Here is a 23,686-nt window from a genome sequence, read left to right as displayed (position 1 = left end):
TAGTTATTATTCCTCCCATGCGCCTCTTGATTCTTCTAGTCTTCTTAAGCTTACCTACCTATGCCACCTGCCAATATTACGAAGGCAAATGCCAGGCAGATTGGATGCGAGACCTCCCAGACAGTATTAAAAGCCGGCCTCTGAATCAGATTCACCTACCCGGCTCCCATGACAGCGCTGCCTATTATTTTAATCTTTCAGCAACACCCAGCCTAAAGACACCCATGATGAACTGGGCCATCAACATCGCCCGCCGAGAACCTATTATCGCAGGCCTCATTCAGCGCACCACCCTCACGCAGAAGCTGACGCTCATGCAGCAGCTCGAACAAGGCGTGCGCGCGCTTGATTTAAGGATATTTTATAACCAAGCGCTCAAAGCATTTTACTTGGCACACAGTATTGCGAGCATTCCACTCGATTCCGCTCTGGAGCAAATACAAGCCTTTTTAAAGGTCCACCCCACTGAACTTTTACTGGTACAGATGCAGCCGGACGCGGAACACAGCGAAAACCACCAGCCCTATCAAGAGCAGGCTCTAGATAAAATCGAAATAACTTTGTCAAGTTTACTCGTGCCACGTTTAAACAAATTCACCTTCAACCAAACACTAACCATGAGAGATTTGCTCGCCAAAAAATACCAAATACTTTGGAGCACAACGCTTGACCCTCAAAGACCTCGTCGCGCCATCTGGCCAACAAATGCTTTCAATACCTACTGGCCAAACTCCCAAAACACGACCGAATCGCTCGATCGAATCGTTGATTATATTCAGGAACTTGAATCCGGCAATCAATTGAATCTAGTATTCTTCACGGTTACCCCAACCCAAGACTCCCTTATCGCGGCCATCGTCGGCTATGCCGCCGAATGCGACACGCCAGACAGCCTCATCGAATGGTCAGAACTCATGAACAGAGCTTCAATCGAGTATATCAACAACGCATCGAGAGAACTAAAATCAGTCAATATTATCAGCTCGGATGCGCCATCTGACGAGCTTATTCAAAAAATTATTGAGCTAAATTTTCACGTCCCCGCGAAGCCTGCCATAACTGGATAATACGACGTATTTCTTTGGCCAACTCGGTAGGAAGGGTCAAGATCCTAAAGTCGCTTCGTACATACGGGAGCAGCTCACCATTTCGGGAAAGAGAAGTAAGAGCCAGGCGTACTGGGCCAGTCGGGACAACAGGAATTGAGCTTGGGTTCATCCCCATATCGAGTATGGCAGCGAATGCCATTGGCGAAGGCTGTATCGTTCCTAAGTTAACATAAAGCCAATTAGCCAACTCTTGAACTTCTACATTACCAGAGAGCGAAAAATGCAACCGCAAATGAGATCGAAGCGCGTCAATTTTTTGGGAATCGCTCATCTCTGGACCGAAAGTCGCCAGATGATCCGTAAAATTTCCAGCTAAAAGGCTATACCCAAAAAGAATCCCGCAAACCACTTGAACAAATCTCATGGCTTACGGGAATAGTATCAAATCCAAATGAATTCAACGCCTGAACTAACCATCTGAAAGCGGTGCGTGTCGACGTAGTCTAACCCCAGTTCTAGCTGCACCAGCCCCGTCTGTGACATCGGCGCTATCCGGCTCACCATTACCGTTATGCCGATCGAAAGCAACAAATACCCCATCAAATTCACGATGCGGATCTAAGTTAACTACAGCAAATTCACGTCGCCGATCCAGGTCAACGTTGATCACAGATACTACATCTTCTTTAGAAAATGTTTTGGTCACAAATTGATAAGCCTCCGTCCACTTTCCTTCAGCAAGTAAATTGGCAAACCATTCTAACTGAGAGCCGATTGTTAAACGGGGAACTGCATAGGAAATAAGACTGACAATATCTTCATCTACTATTTTATAACCGGAACTTATTAAAGAAGACTTTTCGTCATTAGTAGCCATTGCATAGGCAAAAGGCAGGATTACTGCATTATGAACAGAACCGATAAGTAAAGCAGCAGAGTTACGACTTTTCGCCGCTAGAATTTCTAAGGCTTTAAGGGCTAAAGGGTTCAAAGGTTTAAGTCCCATCGATAGCAATCTTGGGCGCAAGTGTGGAGACATCGCCATCGCAAGATGAAGACGAGGAGAGGTCGCTCGCTGAGGCTGTCCTGTAAGCGCAGATGTTTTCGAGGTCAGTTTCGCATGCCTCATCGTTAAAGCAATCAAGTCTCTGGACACACCATTTAGAGCATCATTGCAAACTCTAAATAGCCCATCTGAACTTCGCACAACAGCGTTACTTTTGGACTTCAGCAGTGAAGAAGACTGATAAATCGCAACCGCAGATACGGCAGCTCGTACCAAAACGAGGTTTTTAGCCATTGCTTGCCGACCAGAGTCGAAAGCCGCGCTTTTCGCCTGGCTCAAATATCTTGGCAAAGCGAGATAATCCAAAACCGTCGAAACCAAGTACCCTGGAATCAACAAAGGGTTATAACCATTAACACGCCGAACATACGGCACATGACCGGTTTGCCAACTGATGATTTCTTCGATGCCATCCGCCACATTAACAGCGTGCATGCCAAGGATGATTGGAGGAGCAACAATTATGCCAGCAGCATTCAAAGCCGACGAAGACAAGATTTTAGAACACAAGTAAACACTGCCACCAGCTAGACTGGCTTCATAAATTCCACCCAGCAAAAAAGCAGACGACGTATCTTCTTTCTTACTTGCAGCGACTTGTGGATTGGCAAATATCGATACAGAAAACAACGCAAGCGTCAGTATATATTTCATTTCAAAATGACTATTTAATATTAATCAAATGTCAAATAGATGTAGGCGTGTCCTCACGTCCTACATTCTTTCCAAGATTCTTTTGCAGGGCTCAGACACAGGATGGATGTCTACGCCAGACCAATTCAGTTGACTGTTGCGCAGATCTGTAGCCGAACAATGAGCAGCCAAGTAATTTTTTGCAAAGTATCCGTCTGCTTCGAACAGAGATACTGGCAGCTTACGATGCCAGTATCTTTCGTTTCCCTGTTCTGCCATTAGCAATCGAATGTCTGAAGCCTTTGGCTTTTCGATGTCACAACCTTGTAAGTGGCATTTTGCACACAGCAGTAACTGATAATGCTTAAGAATGCCGGACCCTAGGTCGGAATCCTGAAATTCAGCTGCCAAAAGATTGAACGAGAGCAAAAATAATATTAACTTCATGGTGATTCGCGGCCAATAAGGTGATATTTACCATCCGTCAAATGACCCCCGAATTCAAAACAGCCAGAAGTGCCGCTATGGACAGGTGCAGCCGCCGCGAAACGTCATCCGCGGATTTAATGACCTATCTCTACAAAAAAGGCTACGCAAAGGATATAGCCCGCGCCGTTTGTGAAGAGATGGTTGCGTCTAACTTCATTAATGACGAGCGCTACGCCGGGCTATGGGTGCGCGCTCAAGCGCTGCGCGGCAAAGGTGCGTTATGGATACGTAGCAAGCTGAACGAAAAAGGCATTCAGCTTTCCGTGCAGCAAATCAAAGCCTTGCTTCAAGAAGCAACGAACGTCAGCGAAGAAGATACCGCTCGGCGATTGATCGAGCGCAAATACCCAGGCGCAGCAAACGACCCGAAGATTGCTCTAAGAGCCAGCCAAATGCTGCTGCGCAATGGTTATTCGTTTGATATTGTGCGGCGCATCAATGCTAGACCTAATCCCAAATCGTTTGAATAAGACTTGAATTGGTAATTCGCTCATCTGCGGTCAATAGCGGTATCCCAGAGACACGAGCCGTGGCAACAATCAGCCGGTCAAAAGGATCTTTTAATGAGCCCAACAGCATAAACTCAATGGCGTGTGCCAAGTCAATCGATTGAATTCGAAAGCCAGGATGCTGCTTCACAAGAGATTCCAACTCTGGAGGCCCAGGCACCCGTCGTCCGGCTTCTCTGATAAGGGCTAACTCCACAGCTACAATAGCAGGAATAATTGCAATTGCTTTACCTGCATCTACTTGAGTCATGGCTCGATGGGCCGCTTTCCCCAATCGCTTCGGGGCAGTAAGATGCCAAATAAGCGCATGAGTGTCCAAAACGACTTGTTTCATGGCAACCAAGTGCCAATATTTTGCGTGTAGGTCCTTCGCAAATCGCCTAATTCTTCCAGCGTGGGAGCTTCGAATTGGCTAAACATCCCCTCGCTTTTTAAAACAGGGTGAAAGTCTCCTGTAGCAGGCGCCACTTGTTGTTTAATCATCTGCGTGACTTCTGCTGACACACTCCTACCCACATGCCGAGCTCGCTCTTTCAATGCGGTCAAGAGCGCAGCATCCAATCTAACGGTCATAATATTTGTATGCGCCATGTATTCAAACATAATACAAATCGAGACATTTTGCAATCCGTTGCGCCCTGCTCCATAAGAATTATACACGCTCTTTCAAAATATTCTTAATGATGTCGATGATTTTGGCTTCGGACATTTTGGCCTTTACGATGGAAGCGGCCACCTGCCTTTGTACTTCTGGCATGACCGTGTCGGCAGACAGAATAACCACAGGCAAAGGCTCTGAGACAATGCTGTCTAATTGATCAAGCAAATCGATGCCGGATCCATCGGGCATGCCAACGTCTAGGATAATTAGGTCAAAATGCTGCTTTCTTAAGTAATACTCAGCTTGCCGCAGAGAGGTTGCCCTGACCAGCTCAGCCGTTCCGTTTAAGGCTAACGAAATAATGCGGGTGAAATCAATGTCATCTTCAATGTGCAGTATGCGCGGCAAAGAAGTTTCTGCGCCTGCAGTATACTGAAGCCGTTCGAATTCGATCCAAAAGGTTGTTCCTTTGCCAGGTTCGGTGTCGAAGCCAATATTGCCGTTCATTTTAGACACAATCTGTTTAGAAATGTGTAAGCCAAGGCCGGTACCCTCTTTGGCGCGTGTGTCTGAAGAATCAGCCTGACTAAATTTGCCGAAAATCTTAGATTGAAACTCTTCAGGAATGCCAGGACCGTGATCTTGCACATAGATGCGAACTTTGGAGTCCTCGACAGCCGAAAGCACCTCGATCTGTCCACCACTTGGCGAAAACTTGGCCGCATTCGACAATAGATTTGATAGCACCTGCACATAACGGTCTGGATCTAAGACCACGCGGATGCTTTCATCTAGAGGCGCAAGTTCGATTCGGACATTAAGCCTTTCTGCATAGGCCTGATTAACCTGAACAGCCTGCTTGGTGATGTCTGCGAGCGAGACGTCCTGCATATCGAAACGCATCTTTCCTGCTGCTATCTTGTCAATATCCAAGATGTCGTTAATCAGTAAAATCAGGCGCTCACAGTTCTTATTGGCAATCTGAAGCAAAGTAGAGATTTTCGGTGGTAGTTCCTTCGCTGAGTCTCCGAGCACAATGCCCAATGAGCCGCGAATGGATGTAAGCGGCGTACGGAGTTCATGACTAATAATCGAAATAAACTCGCTTTTGATGCGTTCCGCTTCTTTATGAGCGGAAATGTTTTCGATGACTCCTAAATAACCGATGATCCCGCCCTTCTCGTTGCGCCTTGCAGTCATAATTAGATTGCCAGGGAATTTCGAGCCATCCTTACGAATAAACGTCCACTCTCTCGATTCCACGCCTTCTTGAATCGTTTTAAAAGTAAAGACTTCAGGACCGGGAGGTATGAAGCGGCCCATTTCTTCGCTCAGCTCAGCCGCGCGTTTCACAATCTCTTCTTTGTCATGCCAAATGGCAGGGGTAAGACGGCCGATAACTTCGTCCGCTTGATAACCCAAGGTACTTTCGGCCGCTCGGTTAAATACTTGTATTTTGCCATCCAAGTCAGTTGCGATAATTAGATGCACTGCGCTGGACATAATATCTTCATTAAAGCGATTTAACTGACCCAGGCGTTTTGCACGCCACCTGCTGACCGACATGGCATGAAAGGCTAGGCAGATCAAGATAACGACTAAAATTCCTCCCAAAAGTACTACCAGAGGAAGCCTAGTAAAATTGCTGTCTATAAAACTTTTCGTTGGGATTAAAGTTAGCAACCATTGGTCGTCATACCATCTCAATGTCTGAGAGACTGAGAAATTCTTCTCCAACGAATCGTGCGTTTTGTTCTCAAAAACCGTATTTCCTTGATAGGAAACTTTGACTTCATACCAGTCGGCTAGGCTATCAATAACAACATGCTTAAAAAACTCATCAGTATAAAATACCGCTTCAAAGAAACCGTCATTTTGGCCGTTTATTTTGAGTGGCACATACAAAATAAATCCCTTTTGATGTGGCGCTACTTCAAGCGGCGCCGTCATGACCATTCTATTTAACTGCGCCGCATTGCTCAGGGCGGTTTCATCTACCGGCACCTGCTCATTTTGGTCTGAAGACGAAATGCTCCAGATAACTGCATGATCTATGCCGAGCCTTTCGATTTTTTTAAGGCCCGTGATGGAGTTAATATAATTCTTTGCGTCTTCAAACCAAAGGTCCTTGGGGATTCCCCCAGCCGCTTCCCAGCGTTGCCCCATACGTTTCAAAGACGAGAGTTTATTTTTAGTTTCATTGGCCAGGATCAAGTCAATTCTTTCAGCCTGCCTTGCCACAATTTGTTTAACCAGCTTCTCTTCAGACGCATTCATCGCGTTGTAGAGCATCATCACCCCGCCAGTCGCTACGAGGAAAAAGATGACCTCAATAACAACGTGACGCGCCTTCATTGCCGGCCCGCGGCCTCAAAAATTTGCTGGACCTCTTTGGCTAATCCCATCGGTTCAAAGGGCTTACTAATCACACCAATTGCCCCTTCTGCCAGATATTGCGCCTTTTCTTCACGCTGGATCTTTGAAGTCATGAAGATCACCGGGATATTTTTAGTAATATCTTGGCTTTTGAGGGCTCTCATGGTCGAAAGCCCATCCATACCCGGCATCATGGCATCCAAAATAATCAGGTCGGGCAGCAGTTCAGAAGCTTTCTGAAGCGCATCTGTTCCGGATGAACTGGAAATCACTTCCCAGCTTTTATTCATGCCAATGGCGATTTCACCAATTACTCTAATGTCATCGACATCTTCAACGTATAATATTTTTTTTAGTGGCGCATCAGGCATAACATACAGCTCCACTAAAAATAATACCACTTACGCCCAAAGGATGAGCGGAATCTTATTAATTTTTGGTCAATTCAGCCACATAAACAGGCTTTTTAACTTTCATCATGGCACCGGAAGCCGCATCAATGATAAATCCTGGCCAGAACAAAATGTTTAAAATAGCGATTGGATCAAAACTCTTTTCAACAACAATGGCCTTATCTTGGTAGCCAGCCATCTTGAGCGTAACGGATTGTGCCTCAAAGCCTTTTTTTAATATATGAGTTTCAGTCGCGGAACCAACATGCTCACCATCAACAAATACCGCGGCATCTGCAGGATTTGATTTAAAGCGAACCCGTTCGGTCGTACCTTTAAATACAGTGGCACAACCGGAAAAAATAATGGAAGACAAAATAATAGCAACAATACGCATGTAAAATCTCCTTTTTGCAATAATTACAGAGCGATTAACACCTGTCAAAGGGCGCAGAAAAATACACGTATTAACTTTGCATCTCTATGTTGCGCCCATCTGATACATGCATTAAACGCACTCCGTAAAAACGGAGCAGGTAATATGTTCAAAAACATTTTCATCACAAGTCTACTAGTATCCTCATTCTTATCAGCACAAATACTAAAACCCGCGTATATCGCCGAGAGAGCGAACCTCGGGGATGTCTTAAAGCGGCGAGTTCGCCAAATATTTAGAGGCGGATTAAGCGACAGACCCGAATGGAAGCCAGCTCAACTTCTAGATTCCGATGGCCAAGCAACTCATCTAAAAACGCGCTTGGCAAAAGAGCTCGCGAAAGAAAAAGAGCAATTAGAAGCCACCAGTAAAAACTTCCATTTATCCGCCGCAGAAAAATCTCGGCATCACTGGCTCGAAAGGCAATTAGAATCCATCACCCCCGAGCCCGAAGCGACAGCAAGCGACAAAGCAGAGGCTTCACGTCCAGTCTCTTTAACAAATGTTCCAGGCATCGTTGAGATACCCATGGGGCCAGCAAATGTACGAGTAGGCTTAGCAACAACGGCAGCACGCAATCAAGGCGTGGTCTGTTCTAACTTCAAAAACGGCAACTGCACGGTTATGAATTGCCCTTACGCCCATCTCAGCGAAAGGGCACCCATTCCGAGAAGGGTATGCACTTACTATCAAAACAAAGTCTGTCTCCGTCCGAACTGCGGATTTTTTCATGGCTCACAGGAAGCTTTAACTGCGCTCCAAAATTCGGGAGCGCGCGATTACGATCCCGCCCTGGGGCAGCTTCTAGGTAACCCTGTAACGGGAGAGAGGTTCCACCCCCAACAGCCTATCCCCTCCTTTACGACTCCAAATCCGCCCCCAATCCCAGATGCGTACGGAAACCCAGTAACCATCTATCGTTCCACCGAGGGCGATTTTCAAGGTGTAGTCATAAATGATCTTGTGAAAGTAATGCGATATTTTCCCGCGGAAGGCGTTTGGAAATCGGTAATACATGAAGTCGCGCCAAACCAATTCTTAATCCACGTCTATCATCCCGAACTAGGCTGGGCGAAACAGCATTTTGTCCGACGGACTTAAGCGGCAAAGCTATTTAAATTCATGGATAGCACCATTCTTCACGACAACACTGAACTGCTGCGGCTACAACCAAAGTTGCCCCGCTCAAGCCCAGTGCAACTCTGATTAAACGACCCATACCCGTTTGCGTGTACCCTTCAGGCGGATATATGCATAAATAAACGGCCATCCCACCTGAAATCGCCGCCATTCACAAATTGACAACTCGATTCTGTTTTTTCTCACTTTCAGACATCGGATTCGGTTGTCCATTCACATGAAAAGATAGCAAACATAGGATAAATAGCAGACTTTTAATCACGGCTTTCCCATTTCATAGTGACCCACGCTGAGACTAGCGCCTACCCAACACGCTCGCAGCTCCCAATATCCTAACAAGAGGTCTAACAACGGTTGGCTGTTGCATAACCCAGGCCAAGACTTCGGTCGAAGGCAAATTGTCCGAGCCGGGAGGCGTCGGATTAAAAGGAGAGACCTGTGCAGGCGCGCTGATGGAATGCGGCGGGGCAGTCTGAACCGGAACCACTTCAGGAGCGACGTCGGTCACCGGGATCGCTGGCGGGTTGTCAGCAAGAACGCTGAGTGCGGTGCCAAGCTGCAGCAGATCTGGAAAAACGGATAACAAAGCAGAAGGAGAGCTTGCCACAGATACGGGCCCCGTCCAAATGTCGGCGTCTGCTAAAGGATCCTCATCATCGTTGTTAATGAAAACCTGCGACGCTCCGCTGTCAGGCGCTTCATCTTCCGAGTCCGCTAGTAATAAAAGTATCACATAATTGTATTCACTTTGAAATACAGAGCTTTCATTGTCAAACATAGGCTCTAGAACATAAAGTAATTCTCGGGCAGCGGCTTGCCTATCTGCCAGAGAAGCATTTTTATTGTGGGCCACTTCAACCCAAGAAGCAACATTTGCATCCCAATGCCCGAGATACGCCGGCTCCAAATGCAGATGCTCATTAGCATTGACAGAAATCGACAACATCGACGCGAATCCAACTGTTTTATTGAATAGCTGCATTTTCGGAAATAAACACAGTTTACACTTCCGGGCAATGCTGACCGGGGTGTTAGAGCGAAAACAAAAGAAAATGACCCTTATTCAAAGACTCTGTCCATGCCCAATAACCTTGAATGCGCTCTTGAGCAGACTGTATAACTTTTGGGAATGACTCTTCACTCACGCCCTCACAAATTTCAATTACATTGTTGTAACACGGGTTGAACTCTGCTGGCTCCCTTTCGCGAGCGCAAGAGTGTAGAACTGTTTGAATGCATTCAATTTTAACAGGATCCACTGGTGAAGAACTTGCAAAAATCACAGCACTAGCGCCAAAAAATAGAAATTTAAATACTGTATTAATCATTTTCTTGGATCTAGCATCATAATCCTACTTGCACCAACCATTGCTACCCTTAACCGTCCCAGCGGAACTTTAGATGAGTCTTTAGCTGATAATGACGCCTCAATCGGAAGCTTTTTGATTCGAAAACAAGTCGATTGTGATGGTTTGTCTGCCATGTCAAAGATATTTCATGAAGAAAACAGCCTTACTTTTTCTGTTTTGCATACCTACTATAGCAACACCATTTGAAGACTTTTTGAAGGACTATGACCAAAAAGGCTATAACGTGGTGCGCGATCTATTTCGGAACCTACCCCATCACAACCAAAGATACTTAGGTAAACGCAGAGAAATGCTGCAGCTACTTATCTCCCTTCGACCTCAAGTAGTGCATCAAGCCATCGAGTGGAACGATATACCCATGCTGGAGTATGCAGTAACTTTTCCAGGGATAGAACTGCAGAATTTGGTCTATGAAACTCGGAGCGCTTTGGAATTAGCGCAATATCTCCATTGTGAGCCAAGGCTTATCAACGCGCTCACCTCAGCCAAGCGTCTGTAGGTTCAATTACACCGCTCTAGACACAGGAAATAATGTCTGTAGGACAGCGCAATGAATTCTGGTCTCGCACTTGTTGTTCTACTCTCACTTTTAACGTTCCACGCTAGTTTGGCTGCCCAAACTGTCTACTTTATTCGTCATGCCGAATCTGAAGGCAATGTGCTTTTGAAAAAAGGCCTAAAAGATCAACATGCTGCACTTTCAGACCCCAGTTTGACTCCGTACGGCAAACGACAAGCCCTTACAACTCGTTACTATTTGGAGCTAAGGGAAATCGAGGCAGTCGTTGTATCACCCATGAGCCGAACATTAGAGACAGCCGCTTTGGTCTTTGGCCATAGCGACGTACCATTTTACGTTGCACCAACGGTCGTTGAATTTTGTCGCTCCGAACGTAAGGGCATATTGCCTTGTACAATACGACCTAAAAACGAACTCAAAGAGAAATTTACAAAGTTCGACTTTGACTCCTTAGATACTAATCGGGCTTGGGGCTATCACTCAGAAAGCGAAGCCGAGTTTGAAAAGCGAGTTAATGATTTTAAAGCATGGTTACGTCAATGGATGAGAGACAGAAAATTTGGGACAATAGCTGTTGTCACCCATAGTGGCTTTCTGAAAACAATTTTTAATACATCTTCTTGGTTCAAAAACTGTCAGGTATTTGTCGCGTCATTCGATTCGGATGGTCGACTGATTGGCATTTTTGACTAGCCGCCACACCACAGCCACTTGCTCTGCACTAAGGTTGCTATCTTCTTCCATAGGTCCCAAAAAAGCTTGTTGATAGGCTTCATCAGCTACTGTAGCGCCATACTTTTGTTCGATTTGTTTTGCCAGTTTGTTTTTAATATCTTTCAATTCGGTTTCCAAAGCAATTTGCAAATCCTGCATTGTCCGAATATTTTTATATTTAGTCTGCCATTGGTGCCTTTCAGAATCGCTGACAGACTGAATCCCCATCGACAAGAATTGTTGATACTCAACATTCTGAACCATCTCTGAAGCCGCTTCGCTGGGATCTTTTCCAGCAAGCTGCCGCATGGACAACAGAAAACGTTCTGCAATACCTTTAATGCAGGAGATTTGCGCCAAAGAGGGATCTGGTCGATCCACATAGGCAATCAAAGAATCATAAAGCCCTTGATGTAGCAAAACCGGAATAAACTCCGGATGTTGATCGCAGAAATTCACCACCAACGTGAGCAACTCTTGACCTGATACAGATGGCTTTTCAAAACCCGGTAAATTATACTTTAACGCAGCCTCAAATTGCCATGAGCCCAAAAAATTCATTAGTTTCGCTCTGAAAACTTCCTGTTCTTCAGAGTTAGTCGCAAATTCGGAAAAATCAGCTTCTTTAATCCATGTTTTCAGTTTCTCAGTAGTTGAACTTGGCAATGCGGGTTGCTCTACTAAATCGTTCGTTAACTTCAAATAGATAGGTCTTCCTACTTGCAGCCAAGCTCTATGCACTTGGTACGGATCTCCTTGGTTGGTATTTGCTTGCATTAGGCCAGCCAGACGCAAGACGGACATATGTGGGTCCAAGCCTTGTCTCACTCTATCGATTCTAGCAACTGGCACTGAAACAACGGCCCGAAGGAACGCTACAACTTCCGAAAAATTGCCTTCCCGTTGAGCTATAAGTTCTCGCACGGTGCTCAGAATACGAGCGCGCATCGATTCAGGAATTTCTGCGATTAACCGCGCACATTCCGCTTTGGCCAGTTTAGATACTCCCGACCGATTCATAGCTAGTTGATCAGCATTTCCTATGGCACTGCTCAAATCCTTTTCAGGGATTGCCGCCAAGCATTTTGAACTTCTTTTTGTAAAATAATCTACCACGTTCGACATATGAGCAACAAAATTAGAAATTCGAGAACTCAGAGTTTTTATTGTTACTACAGGAGAATCCAATGTAGATGCAGGTGGTTCGACGAAGTGATCCTGCGCAACAGCTCTTGAAGCGGGAGGAGCTTGAGAAACCTCAGGAGCAATCACGTCTTTTCGCCAAAGCTCAATTTCAGATCGATTCACAAATATGCCTCCATGTATACAATATTAACCTAACCGAAAGCGAATCCATTCAGCTACTTTTAAATACTTTAGCACAACCGGAGGATATGATGGAAAACAGAATACACTTATTGACCAACTACCTTGGAATACTTAATTGATTTCAATGCATTCAAATGGAACTTTCATTCTTCTCTTATTGTTAGTCGTAACTTCAGCATCCCAAGCTCGCCCCTTAAAAGAACTCTACCTCGTGGTGGGTTCGACAAGAAATACTCGGGATGGTTATGGGCCTAAATACGCAGATTTTCATGGCAACCCTGATTTGACACATCTAAGAACTTTCGACGGCCAGGCCACTACTTTTGACGTTCACCCCTCTATTTTGGACAGAACACAACATATCGAAGGAGACGTTAAAACCTTTGATTTCTCAGAATTTATTTTGAGAAGCGTCTATCTAGAGCGGCTACCCACAACACGCTCCGGTTCGTTCCAGCCACAAGTGCCCTTGATTGAGCACTTTAAGCAAGAGCGTTTCATCGAGGAAGCCGTCATCAACCTAGGCAAAGCCATGGCCTCCAATGCAGTACTCGAAATAGAATGGAATCCCTATATTATCTTGGTTGGCGCTTCAATAAATGCTATAAAACACGCGGTAAAGGAAACCCGTTTCAAGGAATATTTAATCCCTATGCTTCAATAGAAATGATCGCCAATTTTCTCGCTAAAGAAACTCAGTCGCCCAAGACTACAAAGAAGGCCAACCTTACCTAATGCATAAAGATGGTCGACCAATTTCCGGGATGCTGTATAGCCTACATGCATTCGCCCAAAAGAGTTTTTTTAATTTTCTGCTTTCCGACATTGCTGTGTTGCAAAATAGCGATGCCGTAACTGAGTTTCTTCAAACCAATGGGTTTACCAATGTCAGCATCAAGCGAATGACCAGCCCACATAACGGGCGAAAAAACGTTTGGATTGTACGTGCCATTAAAAAATAACGTAAACGGCATTGCCGGGTGCCAGGTCTAATAAGCAGAGAATATTCCGAACTCATAAGGTTATATAGGTCAAGCTTGCAGGACCGCTAAAAAACCTAATCTAAACGAGGGAAAGGTATCATAGGGCAGGTAGCATTGGTATTAATATTGGATATCAATTTTCGCAGGTCTTCAAGCGTTCTGCGTTTCTCACCAACAACCTCTTCCTGGTCGGCTAAATCAGCAAATCGCATACAAACAGAGCGAAATCGTTGCAGCTGCCATTTTTCCGCTTCAAAAAATTTGCGCGATAACTTCTGATATTCAGAAATATTCTCCCCAAACGGAGGCGCGTTAAAGAAGTTAATACATAACCTCTTGCCGATTCGCAAATCACGGATGCCTACTCCCAGTTTACCCAGTTCCTGTATAGTCTTGATATAGTTATCAACTGTATAACGCAGTGGCCGCTCACCAATATTTTTGCATTTTTCATAACTCAGACTGCCCTCTTCCAGCCCACTGCGAATACGCTGTTCGCATAAATCTTTAGCCTGTTGCAAACCTACATCCCTAGACAAATCCTGCCGTTCAAGCTCTTGTAAAAACAAATAGTCTTCATTTTTTTCAGGAACCTCAACCAGAGAAACACCGATTTGTTCAGCCTCAGCAGGGGGATTTTGTGCACAGCTAATGGTCCACAGTGCAACAATAACTACGGCGCATGTCATTCTGCTTAAAAAGAACATTACAAAGGATAAAATATGATAAACAAATTATCCACTCATTTGCTTATCGCATTGCACCCAAGGGCAGCAATTGCTGCCCCAGGCTGGCCGTCAATAAAGTGAATTTTAATAAGTCTTCCGAGCCATCATCACGCCAAACCCGATTGCGGCAATCATCAATGCAATGGGTATCACGCTAATACCAAAGACAAACCCTTGGGCAGTCATGCTAAATGCATCTATCACCTTTCCAATCACCGTATGAAAGAAATATCCAAAAAGCATAATAATCATATTGGCGACAGCACTTGTTAAGCCCGCAACCTGTTTAGGAACACATGTTGCCGCATAAGCGATGGCCAATATTTGGTAAGCACACAGCATGCCCACAACAAAAAACAATACAGACAGCACGGCTGTACTCATAGATGTTGTCAACAATGCCACAAAAGCGATAGCCATCATTAGCGCACAAGCAAATACAACGCCTAAATAGCTTTGTGTTTTCTCAGCAATAAAGCTTAAGAAAGGACCACCAAACATCATGCCGATATACATCATCGATGGCAGGCCGGCAGCAACGGTCGCATCGATGCCATAGACATTTTTTAGAAAAGTGGTTCCCCATACGTCCGCAAATCCTTCCAACGGTCCAACCATAAGACCCGCTAAGATGCAAATGCCAATCACTTTGGTATTTCCAAATACGGTCCAGACTTCACGAACAATACTTTGTTCACTGTCACTGGCTTCGTACTTAGGCAAAACAAAATAGGTCAAAATGCTCAGCGCAATTCCCATGATCATGCCAAACATAATCACTTTTTCGAAGCCAAAATGTTCGTGCAAATATTGAACCGGTGCCCCACCGTAAATGGTGCCTGACAGACCAATGGTCACAGAAAGGCTCAGCATCCAGGCAAATTTTTCTTCGGCAAACGACATTCGAATGATTTTAAACACACCCAAAATCGCTGAAGACGAACCAATACCGACCAACGCACGACCGATAATGGGATAAAGCCAAAAATCACTGAACGCCAAAGGCGCCATACCGATTACCGTCAAAACCATAAAGACAGGCATCGTCTTTTTAGGCCCGTATCGATCCAATAAAATTCCTACGGGGATGTGCACCAACGCATAACCGATATAGTAAAATCCAGAAAATTGCCCAAATACCGTCGCATTAATTTGATATTTTGTCATGATGTCTTCCATCATGATATTGGGCATCACTCTTAAAATATATTGATAAGCATAAAAAACCGAACCGAAAAACCACATAATCCATGCGGCATATCTACCTGAAAACATACGAAAACTCTCCTAGGGTTACTAAGTTAAAACAGAAATAAATTGTGTGTAAAACGTTTAGTAATTGGCGGTGCGGCCGCCGAGGAGGAGCAGCCTAGCATTTTGCAATGATGTGCGTGAAATGCTTCGCATGAGTCCAGCAAATTAGCAGCATGTTTTAAATAGTCAAATTAAAAATGGTCTTCAAACGCTTAATTAATTCCAAAGCGGCTTCTCGTAAGTACCGCCTCAATATCTCGGGATGATTACATAAAAAACATCGGCATGATGATATATTTGATAACATTTCTGAAGCGCTTCTGCCACCTGGTCAGGGCCCATAAGAGGAAGCAAGTCGATGCCCAATACCTTGGAAGGAACAGGGAAAGCCTTGAAAGAGATTTCCTGCCCATGCGTGGTAACCATCGAAAAATGAGTGGTACCACTTTGAGCTTCGTCATCTTTACTTAATGGCGGAAGCTGCTGTAAAATTGACCCTACATTTAGCTTGAAGAAATTTTTATCCCGAAAGAACAAATGTTGGCCTGCAGCCATCGTGTCGCTAACATCAGCGGCAGTCCTAATTGGAGTCAAGAGCCTAAGAGGCACAGCATCAACAAGGTTATAAATGACACTTTTTGTCGGCTGGCCAGCATGATCTGCAAGATAAAAAATACTCTGCCGATAAGAAATAAGTTTGCCCTGTAGATACAAGCGCACCGCTTGCTCCACCCCAATGAGGGGTCGCCTTGTATCGAGCGCAATTTGCGGAAGTGGGTACGCTATGGTTAAAATGTCGTTAAGCCAAAATAAATGAAAAGGCAGCCTGAAATCAGTGCGAACAGGTTGAAGTGGATCAGGCAAAGACCCTTCTGATGATAAGCCACCCGCAGGTCCCGAATTATTGACCATTTCGACTAGCCAAAATTTATCACCTTCCTCCTCAGGTTTCAAACTCAGCCTAAGCGCCTGCTCTACATGGACACCTGGAATATAAACAACATAATCCGACGTCTTTATATCCCTTGTTAGGATAAAGCCGGTACCGCCTAAATTGGTGAAGAGTCTCTCGACATCTACCGGGGTGATTTTACTATCTCCAAGTCGAATAACAACTTGCGCAGCCAATGCATTGATACAAAACAGAAAAAATATTGTTGAGCGGACCATGGCGGCAAATTTCAACATAAACTATCTCGAATGTAAACCTGCTAAAGCACTGAAATGTACGCTGTACAAGGGCGAGCCTTTGCTGAGCGATTTGCTATGAAAGAATAATTCAGTAAACCGGGAAGTTGAACGACAGAGGTCACCATGAGAATACCACCAGCTTCATTCGCACCAAGGATTTCGCCCACTTCAAATAAAGCTCAAGGCGCCATCACCCATATAGCCGTAGGCGCATACGCTCGGTTTGAAAATGTGTTGAGCCACCCATATATCACGACAATGCCCGCCCAAATCATTGTCGATAATGTCAAAGTAGAATATCGGGGCCACAACATGGCAACTAAATCAATCGATATGTACATCTATCATCCCGACCGTTCACAAGGCGGAGAGTATCGGGTGAATCAAGATGGTGAACTTCAACATCTACCCCAAACATTTTAGCTCATCCAATAAAGGTGTCAGGCACTTGCTATCTGTCATCTTGCCAAAATGCCCCTCCTCCCATTAGCCATCTCCATTAAAAAGGACACACTGCCCTGCATTATATTATTACAAAGTTGCCTTTGGACGCTGCTCTAAAAGATCCCTAAGCTCTTGCAATCTTTCCGGCGGCGGATTGAGTTTAGCCGCCTCTCGTATAGAAGCGCGGATTAAATCAGTGGTCTCTTCGGAAATCGAACCTCGTCTGTCTTTCAGGCCCTTAATCAAAAACTCCACCGCTCTCCTGCCATTGGCCTCCACCTCATTGCCTGCAGCGGCCTGAGCCAGAAAATAGTTAGGGCGAACGATACCTAAAAGCTGTCTATATTCCTCAGCTTTGTTCATTGTCCTTAGAGTATGCCCGATGAGGCTTTCTACCGTGTCGTTCGACATCACATGACCACTTTCAAGGACGGCTTTCGTTGTTTCGATTGAAAGATTAGGGATACTAGGCAAAGAATCCATCGATCCGGCCGGCATTTTGTGAAGCATCTCTGCAACTTCAACCGCGCGGGATTGCTCCAATGCCACACTCAACTCATCTCGGCTAATTTGAGTACCGGGAAGTTTGCGGATAATCGCTGTCGTAATCTCTGAATTACCGACCCATAACGCTATCTGCAATGCAGAGGCGTTTTCCGACGGTCTTGCCGCGGCCACCACCAAACTCTCATGATAAAGACCTTCAGTTTGAAGCGCGGCATCTCGCAATTTTCCATATTCACTACTATGTTGAGAAACCGCGTCCCTTGCTGCTAAAGCGTCAGTATGGTTGGCTAAAGCCTCTCGCATTTGCAGCACTGCTTGCTGGTGTTTTACAAAATGCTCTGGATTAGAGAAACCTACTCGTTGGCTAAGTTGCTCTATAGAGGCTCCCTGGATAATTTTCAAAGTCTCTGCGACTCGCTCCGGGCCTTGGTGACTCGCCCTGATAAACCGCGTAAGGCCATTATTCCCATCGATGTTGTTGGTCCAAAACTCCTTTGTTTCAGGCCTAAACAACGTTGCTTGTCTCAAAGCTTCTTGTTCTTGGAAGTATTGGGTACTTTTGCCGGCTTTAAGGGCTTCTTGCAGCCGGGTAGCCCTCTTACTCTTTTGGGCATTAAAATGCTCCACGGTTCCCGGGCGGGGTGCGCGACCAGCTGCCTTTCTTGCAAGCAGTGGAGGCTTTGGGACAGCCGTTCGATTCATATCTGGGTGTGCCACCAAGGTGTCCGAAGACGTTTCCAGACTGTCCCGTTGACTAGGCATCGGTGTCTCAGGTTTGCTGCCCTCTCCCAGTTCAGTTGACCGAGTTTCAGAGACAGGACTTCTTGAATCAGGTCGCATTTTATCCATGAAAATACCCTCCGTTCATTAACTTGAAACTATCTATTTATATAAGCAGAACCTTTCAATGTGGCATCAACACTAGTGCCTTCACTCGAAACCTTGCCAAAGTGGGCCATGATAACTGGTTTCAGCGAATAACCTCCATTGCCTTGTGAAACAATGCTTTCGCTTGCAATAAAGTCCAAGATGAAGGCAGCTTTTGTCTCAGCGTCTATCGTCACGTTGAGGTTTTTTATCTTAAGGCCGCTTTGACTAGCGGATGGCGTGGCCAGATTGTGCCGGGAACCATCTTTGGCCAACACGACATAGTTATCTCCTTCAGTGGAAGACAGAACCAAACGCACCTGATGATATGTCGCAGCCGCAATATTGCCGCTAATCAGCAACGCAGTCTTATCGTTTTGAAGCGCCAACAGATCCAGCCTCACTGGGTTAACCGGTTTAAACGAGGTCCATCCTGAATCTCCTTCAGTAGCATTTAGGTGGACTTCAGTCACCGTGACATAGACATGGCTGAATGTATCCACATTTACTGCAACACCAGCCGAAAGACTAACATCGACCTGATCAGTCATATAAAAACCGACATTGTGGTTCGGTTCCCATTGCGACGTATCGACAGAATAGGTTTTCCCTGTTGGCTCACTACTAGAGCAAGCCACCAAAAGAGCTGCGAATAAAGCGACTAAATAAGATTTGTGCATCATAACATCCCCTATTTTGAGACTAGCACAGACATCTTGCCCAAGCCCCGCATTTCATAATTAGCGCCTACCCAAAATGCTCGCAGCTCCCAATATCCTAACAAGAGGCCTCATGCACAAGGCAGCAAATCTAGGCTTTCCGCGAGCTATGACAGCACTCGCGATGACTAATGCCGACAACGATTCAACGCAGCAACTCTTCTGGCAAGCCAAAGCAGCTCAATGCGAACTTGGCCAAGATGAACAGACTAACGCCATTATTCTACGAGCGAGAGCGGTATTATACGGCATGCTGGCCCCTATGGCAGCCGCATCCACAATGTCTGTTATCACTAACAAAATCAGGATCTATGATATTGAGATAAATCATCAACTAGAGACAGCATTGCCCCTAGGAAAAATCGAGCTGGTTGGTTTTTAAGACGCAAACAATGTCCAACAAGAGGCAAACAATGTCCAACAAGAGGCAAATGTCAGACATAAAAATTCACACAACTTCTCTTGAAAACTGGCCCAGCCTTGTTCAAGTACTTTTCTATTGATTGGCACAGTAAGGAGTTGGTTGCGGTGGCAGGAATTGGCAGTTTATAGTGTCGGATAAACCGGACGCGTTGACGCAGCCATTGCTGCCGGAATTTAAGTTACAGGTGCTGCCAGCTACCAAGACCATACAGGCAGGTGCCGAAAATCCGATGGGCGGGCTTGCGCAGCCCGGATCGTTTGTGTTGGCTACTGCGCATCCGGCGGATGTACAACAGTTATAGGTGGAACTAGTGCTCGGGACGAGTTGGCAGGAGGTTGCCACACTTGTGCAGGTCCCGTTTACATTTTTACAATTAATTTCGTCTACCTGCTGGCATCCAGCAGAACTTCCTAGGCAACACAAGCTGCCCAAAGAGGATCTTGTGCAGGTGTTAACAACACATCTCCCGTCTGCAGCATGTGGAACGCAATGCTGACCCACGTTATCGAGGCCCCCAGTGGTCGAACACGAAGCAAATGGAACTGAAGCACAAGTGGCACCTGCACCGCTTGAACAATCCACCGTAAAGAGTAGACCGACAACACAGAAACACATCTTCAACATTTGACTTGACTGCATTTTTCCCTCTTTCGGATAATAGCACATGTTCTGTCATGGAAAATTGCGATATCGAAAATGGAAATAAAAAAGCCCCCTAGCTGGATTCTTTCGAACCAGATTAGGGGGCGGGGAACTTTAAAGCTCGAATAATCCAAACATTCCTGCGGCCATTGTGCGGAATGTGTTGCCAGGTATTTACTAATTTAGAATACATATTATTATCTTTGCAATCTGTAGGAGCTGAGCATGGGTATTTCGGTCAACGTTAGGGTAAATATGAAAACGATTTTTCTTTTGTTACTGATTACCATTATGTCGCTTCTACAAATGGGTGCATCTTTAAATACTCAACTTATCCAACAAGGCATTTCTTCTACAGCCCAGGATTCAAAATATAGAAAGCAACTTGATTGGAAACAGCCTCTTGAATACGGATCACGATGGGCGATCGAATCCAAGCTTCCTGTGTCTACTCATAACCCATTACTATATCGATCAACGCCCTCACCATTAAACATGGTTTGCCAATCTGGCATTCGGTGCCTTTCTGGAGAAAGCCAAATGTCGGTGAACCCCTTGACCGGTACTGTTTTGGGTTATTAAAACTAAATAAGGTGCCAGGTTATTTCCCCGGCATCGCGTAACGGACTGAAGTACCCACAGGTTCCGCTCTCGCGTCTCATTCGTAAATATCTTTTCGATGTTTAATCGCGATAATAACCACCGTCTGATTTTGAGGCTCGATTCGATATACCACGCGGTAATCGCCAACACGCAAACGGCGATGGCCCTTCAAACTGTAGCGAAGGGGCTTACCAAGCCCAATGGGATCGATAGTCAGACACTCATCTTTAAATAGGCGCCGGGCTATTTCGCTCCGAACTATTCAGCCGATTCACCCGCAGGTTCCGCTTCACGGAAAGGCATAAGCAGCAGGTATTCCAATCTTCCCGTTTCTACGCGCCTTTCAGGCACATAAGGGGTAGACAGCCCGTGGCTTTCATTACATTGTCCGCCGCACATCCAGATAACTTTAAATCAAGATATATAGCCAGTTTCTAAATCTCACATAAAGAGAAACTAGTTAGAATATCTGACCTATAAGCGTCGTAAAGCATTCAGAAATCGCCTTAAGAACCTGGAGGGCCCCGGTGGAGTGGGATTAGCAACAGGTTCTACAGGAGCGGCCGGAGCCACAGCGTTTCCTTCTGCCGATTCCTCTTTAGCTCCACTGACAGATGCTTCTTCACTATCCTCATCTTCAGAAGTTGATTGCTCATGAGCCAGACTCAGCTCGGCTTTTGCTGCAGCATCCGCAGCGGCGGCCTCTTGCTGAGCCATACGATGCTCTTCTTCTGCTTCGTCACGGGCCTCTCTGGCAGCAACAAAAACTGCCGTCATCTCCTCAACGGTGGCGTCCAAGTTCCCATTCCATCTCAAGATAGGCAAAGGAGCATCTCCAGCAGCAGATGGGGTGGCATCATTTTGCCCGGGGCGAGGCGCACCTCTTTCACCGCGAGGCTTTGCCTTTAGTTTAGCCCGAGCCGCTTCAATCGATTTTCTAATGACTTCTCTAGGATCTTCGCCCGGACGCACGGTAACTTCCAGCTCTACAGGATTCTTTTCAGCGTCTTCAACTCGCTTTAGTCTATCCGCATATTGTTTCGCAAAATAAGTACCCGCAGCCTCGTTTTTTTCGTGACGTTTTTTTCGAAGAGCCTCATCACGTTGAGCCTTTCTTTCGTTCACGAGGGCCTCTGCCTCTGATCTCATTTTCTCAAACTTGTTCTTGTCTCTTTGGGCAATTTGTTCAGCTTTTGCCAAGGCAGCGTCCTCATCCAATTTAGTTTGCTTTTTTTTGGCCGCCTTTTGAGCAGCTGCTTTTTGAGCAGTCTCTTCACGCGGAGCTTTTGGAGGAACAGATTTCTTGCTCTTTGCAGCTGCTAAAGGAGGAGGAGGAACGTGTCTCTCCTCATCTTCATCACTTAACGGTGTTCCTCGAGCAGACAGAAACATCCCGTCCAAGAAGTCGTCGCTTTCAGAATCATCATGGGCTGAAGGTGCGTCTGGTTCCCTAACCGCCACGATCTCTTCAATTTCCTTATTCACTTGCTCAACTGGATCTGCAGCAGCCGCTGATCTAGAAACGGCTTCTTCGACGTCTCCCCTGGCACAGGCTGCGGCTGGCCTTCGCGCAACTTTTCTCTGCCGACGCGGTGAAGAGCTCTTAGCGTCAGACTCATGAGGAGCACGAGCTACAGGCATGGAAAGACCTGAAGATGCCGCGAGCTCTTGAGATACAGGGATTGGCGCAACTGCATTATTAGGACGACTCGTTGCCGCTAGATTCCTCTTTACTGCCTCTAGCCACGGAGCGGGCGCGCCAACCCTATCCAGCCTCGCGCGCGCATCTTGCAACTGCCGGTTTGCCTCCGCTAACCTTTCTTCAGCAGCAAGAAGCTTCTTATTTGCAGCTACACTTTGCTGATTTAGCTTCATCCACCTCTTTGCGTTCCGAATGGCATAGGACTCAGCAACCTTTCCCCAAGCAATCACCTTTTTGTTGGGATTCCCATTGCCTACACTCTGCCCATGCCCAGCTGCCTTGGGAACGGGGTCATTTAGTGGGCCGTTATATCCAGCCGCCTGTGGGGGCGGAATAGAGCCTAGAATGCCATGACCCGGACTGGTGGCTGATGGAGCGAAAATAAAACCTTGACCATCATAACCCGCTGCTAAAGGCGGAGCAAAGCCATAATATTCATCCTCTGCGTCAAATATATCTCGACCTGTAGTCTCAGGCGGCCCCTGGAATGAATCATCTTCATCATCTCGACGAACCGGCTGCCCATCGGCTGTTGCTGCAGTATCTCCATCAGTTGAATCAATGGGAGCACCTGACGGCCCATTGCGATTATAGCCATAGCCTGGGCTAAATATCTTAGGAAACGTTTCTCGTTGTCGCCAAAGATCATGCGAAGAAATTATGCGCACATATTGCCCGTTTAGCCATATGTAGAGGGAACCCGTGGCTCTGTATGCAAAAGCTGGATAGGGAGGATTTCCATCCAAATAAAGGAGTCCATCCTCTCCTCTAAAAAAAGAAGATTGATGCGTGTGAGTGAGCATAGAATTCAGACGAATTAGCAAATCATTATCTGCAATAATATGGTGAAAATCTTTGACGGCCATCCCGGGAGAGGAAATACTCAGGCATAAGCAGAGAGTCCCCCAAAACCGTAAAGACCTATTAAGAGCAAAAGTTTTCACCAATATAAAAGACATCATAGAACTCCAGAAGTTTGATTTATAAATAGACATAGA

Annotated in this window: 28 protein-coding genes; 10 read left to right on the top strand and 18 right to left on the bottom strand. The window is 45.8% G+C overall.

The window, feature by feature from the left end:
• Positions 1-17: 17 nt before the first annotated feature.
• Positions 18-1,067, top strand: coding sequence for a hypothetical protein (locus V4534_08070; protein MES2504817.1), 1,050 nt, complete (start codon positions 18-20; stop codon positions 1,065-1,067).
• Here the strand turns inward: V4534_08070 and V4534_08065 are convergent.
• From V4534_08065 to V4534_08055, 3 genes are read right to left on the bottom strand one after another with little or no spacing between them, the layout of a single operon-like run.
• Positions 1,018-1,473: a hypothetical protein gene (locus V4534_08065; protein MES2504816.1), complete on the bottom strand. Its 456-nt coding sequence runs from the start codon at positions 1,471-1,473 to the stop codon at positions 1,018-1,020. The two genes, V4534_08070 and V4534_08065, sit on opposite strands and share 50 nt — an antisense overlap.
• Positions 1,474-1,518: 45 nt before the next feature.
• Positions 1,519-2,769, bottom strand: a complete 1,251-nt coding sequence (locus V4534_08060; protein ID MES2504815.1) for a hypothetical protein — start codon at positions 2,767-2,769, stop codon at positions 1,519-1,521.
• A 60-nt stretch (positions 2,770-2,829) separates the two neighbouring features.
• Positions 2,830-3,195 carry a hypothetical protein gene (locus V4534_08055; protein MES2504814.1) on the bottom strand — a complete coding sequence of 122 codons (366 nt, stop codon included), beginning with the start codon at positions 3,193-3,195 and terminating at the stop codon, positions 2,830-2,832.
• Between the two features lie 41 nt (positions 3,196-3,236).
• Here V4534_08055 and V4534_08050 point away from each other — a divergent pair, with 41 nt between their 5' ends.
• Positions 3,237-3,707 (top strand): regulatory protein RecX, encoded by a 471-nt coding sequence (locus V4534_08050; protein MES2504813.1) that lies wholly within the window; start codon positions 3,237-3,239, stop codon positions 3,705-3,707.
• Here the strand turns inward: V4534_08050 and V4534_08045 are convergent.
• From V4534_08045 to V4534_08025, 5 genes are all read right to left on the bottom strand, one after another.
• Positions 3,685-4,080 (bottom strand): type II toxin-antitoxin system VapC family toxin, encoded by a 396-nt coding sequence (locus V4534_08045; protein ID MES2504812.1) that lies wholly within the window; start codon positions 4,078-4,080, stop codon positions 3,685-3,687. The genes V4534_08050 and V4534_08045 overlap by 23 nt on opposite strands.
• Complete coding sequence (locus V4534_08040; protein MES2504811.1) at positions 4,077-4,337, bottom strand: hypothetical protein; 261 nt, start codon at positions 4,335-4,337, stop codon at positions 4,077-4,079. The genes V4534_08045 and V4534_08040 overlap by 4 nt, the downstream gene beginning before the upstream one ends.
• A gap of 61 nt (positions 4,338-4,398) precedes the next feature.
• On the bottom strand, positions 4,399-6,702 hold the full coding sequence (locus tag V4534_08035; protein ID MES2504810.1) for an ATP-binding protein: 2,304 nt from the start codon (positions 6,700-6,702) through the stop codon (positions 4,399-4,401).
• Positions 6,699-7,094 carry a response regulator gene (locus tag V4534_08030; GenBank protein ID MES2504809.1) on the bottom strand — a complete coding sequence of 132 codons (396 nt, stop codon included), beginning with the start codon at positions 7,092-7,094 and terminating at the stop codon, positions 6,699-6,701. The genes V4534_08035 and V4534_08030 overlap by 4 nt, the downstream gene beginning before the upstream one ends.
• 58 nt (positions 7,095-7,152) lie before the next feature.
• Entirely contained in the window at positions 7,153-7,560 is a 408-nt protein-coding gene (locus V4534_08025; GenBank protein MES2504808.1) for a hypothetical protein, read from the bottom strand.
• A 96-nt stretch (positions 7,561-7,656) separates the two neighbouring features.
• Between V4534_08025 and V4534_08020 the strand changes: the two genes are divergently transcribed.
• Positions 7,657-8,652: a hypothetical protein gene (locus tag V4534_08020; GenBank protein MES2504807.1), complete on the top strand. Its 996-nt coding sequence runs from the start codon at positions 7,657-7,659 to the stop codon at positions 8,650-8,652.
• Between the two features lie 334 nt (positions 8,653-8,986).
• On the opposite strand, the gene V4534_08015 is transcribed toward V4534_08020, so the two are convergent.
• Positions 8,987-9,673 (bottom strand): hypothetical protein, encoded by a 687-nt coding sequence (locus V4534_08015; protein ID MES2504806.1) that lies wholly within the window; start codon positions 9,671-9,673, stop codon positions 8,987-8,989.
• 515 nt (positions 9,674-10,188) lie between these two features.
• Here V4534_08015 and V4534_08010 point away from each other — a divergent pair.
• Entirely contained in the window at positions 10,189-10,560 is a 372-nt protein-coding gene (locus V4534_08010; GenBank protein ID MES2504805.1) for a hypothetical protein, read from the top strand.
• A gap of 51 nt (positions 10,561-10,611) precedes the next feature.
• A complete protein-coding gene (locus V4534_08005) occupies positions 10,612-11,274 on the top strand; it encodes a histidine phosphatase family protein (protein MES2504804.1) in 663 nt (220 codons plus the stop codon).
• Here V4534_08005 and V4534_08000 read toward each other — a convergent pair.
• Positions 11,233-12,315 carry a hypothetical protein gene (locus V4534_08000; GenBank protein MES2504803.1) on the bottom strand — a complete coding sequence of 361 codons (1,083 nt, stop codon included), beginning with the start codon at positions 12,313-12,315 and terminating at the stop codon, positions 11,233-11,235. The two genes, V4534_08005 and V4534_08000, sit on opposite strands and share 42 nt — an antisense overlap.
• Positions 12,316-12,748: 433 nt before the next feature.
• On the opposite strand from V4534_08000, the gene V4534_07995 reads away from it, so the two are divergent.
• Complete coding sequence (locus V4534_07995; protein ID MES2504802.1) at positions 12,749-13,288, top strand: hypothetical protein; 540 nt, start codon at positions 12,749-12,751, stop codon at positions 13,286-13,288.
• A gap of 112 nt (positions 13,289-13,400) precedes the next feature.
• Here the strand turns inward: V4534_07995 and V4534_07990 are convergent, their stop codons facing one another.
• From V4534_07990 to V4534_07975, 4 genes are all read right to left on the bottom strand, one after another.
• Positions 13,401-13,598: a hypothetical protein gene (locus V4534_07990; GenBank protein ID MES2504801.1), complete on the bottom strand. Its 198-nt coding sequence runs from the start codon at positions 13,596-13,598 to the stop codon at positions 13,401-13,403.
• An 83-nt stretch (positions 13,599-13,681) separates the two neighbouring features.
• Positions 13,682-14,314, bottom strand: coding sequence for a hypothetical protein (locus V4534_07985; GenBank protein ID MES2504800.1), 633 nt, complete (start codon positions 14,312-14,314; stop codon positions 13,682-13,684).
• Between the two features lie 105 nt (positions 14,315-14,419).
• Positions 14,420-15,610 carry an MFS transporter gene (locus V4534_07980; GenBank protein ID MES2504799.1) on the bottom strand — a complete coding sequence of 397 codons (1,191 nt, stop codon included), beginning with the start codon at positions 15,608-15,610 and terminating at the stop codon, positions 14,420-14,422.
• A gap of 228 nt (positions 15,611-15,838) precedes the next feature.
• Complete coding sequence (locus tag V4534_07975; protein MES2504798.1) at positions 15,839-16,777, bottom strand: hypothetical protein; 939 nt, start codon at positions 16,775-16,777, stop codon at positions 15,839-15,841.
• 126 nt (positions 16,778-16,903) lie between these two features.
• On the opposite strand from V4534_07975, the gene V4534_07970 reads away from it, so the two are divergent.
• Positions 16,904-17,203, top strand: a complete 300-nt coding sequence (locus tag V4534_07970; protein MES2504797.1) for a hypothetical protein — start codon at positions 16,904-16,906, stop codon at positions 17,201-17,203.
• Positions 17,204-17,311: 108 nt separating this feature from the next.
• Here V4534_07970 and V4534_07965 read toward each other — a convergent pair whose 3' ends face one another.
• Positions 17,312-18,580 (bottom strand): hypothetical protein, encoded by a 1,269-nt coding sequence (locus V4534_07965; GenBank protein ID MES2504796.1) that lies wholly within the window; start codon positions 18,578-18,580, stop codon positions 17,312-17,314.
• 29 nt (positions 18,581-18,609) lie between these two features.
• Positions 18,610-19,281 (bottom strand): DUF4382 domain-containing protein, encoded by a 672-nt coding sequence (locus V4534_07960; GenBank protein ID MES2504795.1) that lies wholly within the window; start codon positions 19,279-19,281, stop codon positions 18,610-18,612.
• A 145-nt stretch (positions 19,282-19,426) separates the two neighbouring features.
• Here V4534_07960 and V4534_07955 point away from each other — a divergent pair, with 145 nt between their 5' ends.
• The 3 genes from V4534_07955 (at position 19,427) to V4534_07945 (ending at position 20,965) form a co-directional block, all read left to right on the top strand.
• The gene (locus V4534_07955) at positions 19,427-19,699 is read left to right on the top strand and encodes a hypothetical protein (protein MES2504794.1); all 273 of its coding nucleotides are present in this window, start codon (positions 19,427-19,429) and stop codon (positions 19,697-19,699) included.
• A 169-nt stretch (positions 19,700-19,868) separates the two neighbouring features.
• Positions 19,869-20,042: a hypothetical protein gene (locus tag V4534_07950; GenBank protein ID MES2504793.1), complete on the top strand. Its 174-nt coding sequence runs from the start codon at positions 19,869-19,871 to the stop codon at positions 20,040-20,042.
• Between the two features lie 566 nt (positions 20,043-20,608).
• Positions 20,609-20,965 carry a hypothetical protein gene (locus V4534_07945; GenBank protein MES2504792.1) on the top strand — a complete coding sequence of 119 codons (357 nt, stop codon included), beginning with the start codon at positions 20,609-20,611 and terminating at the stop codon, positions 20,963-20,965.
• A 76-nt stretch (positions 20,966-21,041) separates the two neighbouring features.
• Here V4534_07945 and V4534_07940 read toward each other — a convergent pair whose 3' ends face one another.
• Entirely contained in the window at positions 21,042-21,188 is a 147-nt protein-coding gene (locus V4534_07940) for a type II toxin-antitoxin system RelE/ParE family toxin (protein MES2504791.1), read from the bottom strand.
• A gap of 272 nt (positions 21,189-21,460) precedes the next feature.
• On the bottom strand, positions 21,461-23,356 hold the full coding sequence (locus V4534_07935; GenBank protein ID MES2504790.1) for a hypothetical protein: 1,896 nt from the start codon (positions 23,354-23,356) through the stop codon (positions 21,461-21,463).
• Positions 23,357-23,686 lie beyond the last annotated feature (330 nt).

It is taken from the genome of Myxococcota bacterium, from assembly GCA_040387835.1.
Lineage (GTDB): Bacteria > Myxococcota > UBA727 > UBA727 > JABDBI01 > JAZKCZ01.
The sequence above is the reverse complement of the archived record's forward strand: the minus strand, read 5'-3'. Positions and strand labels throughout refer to the sequence as shown.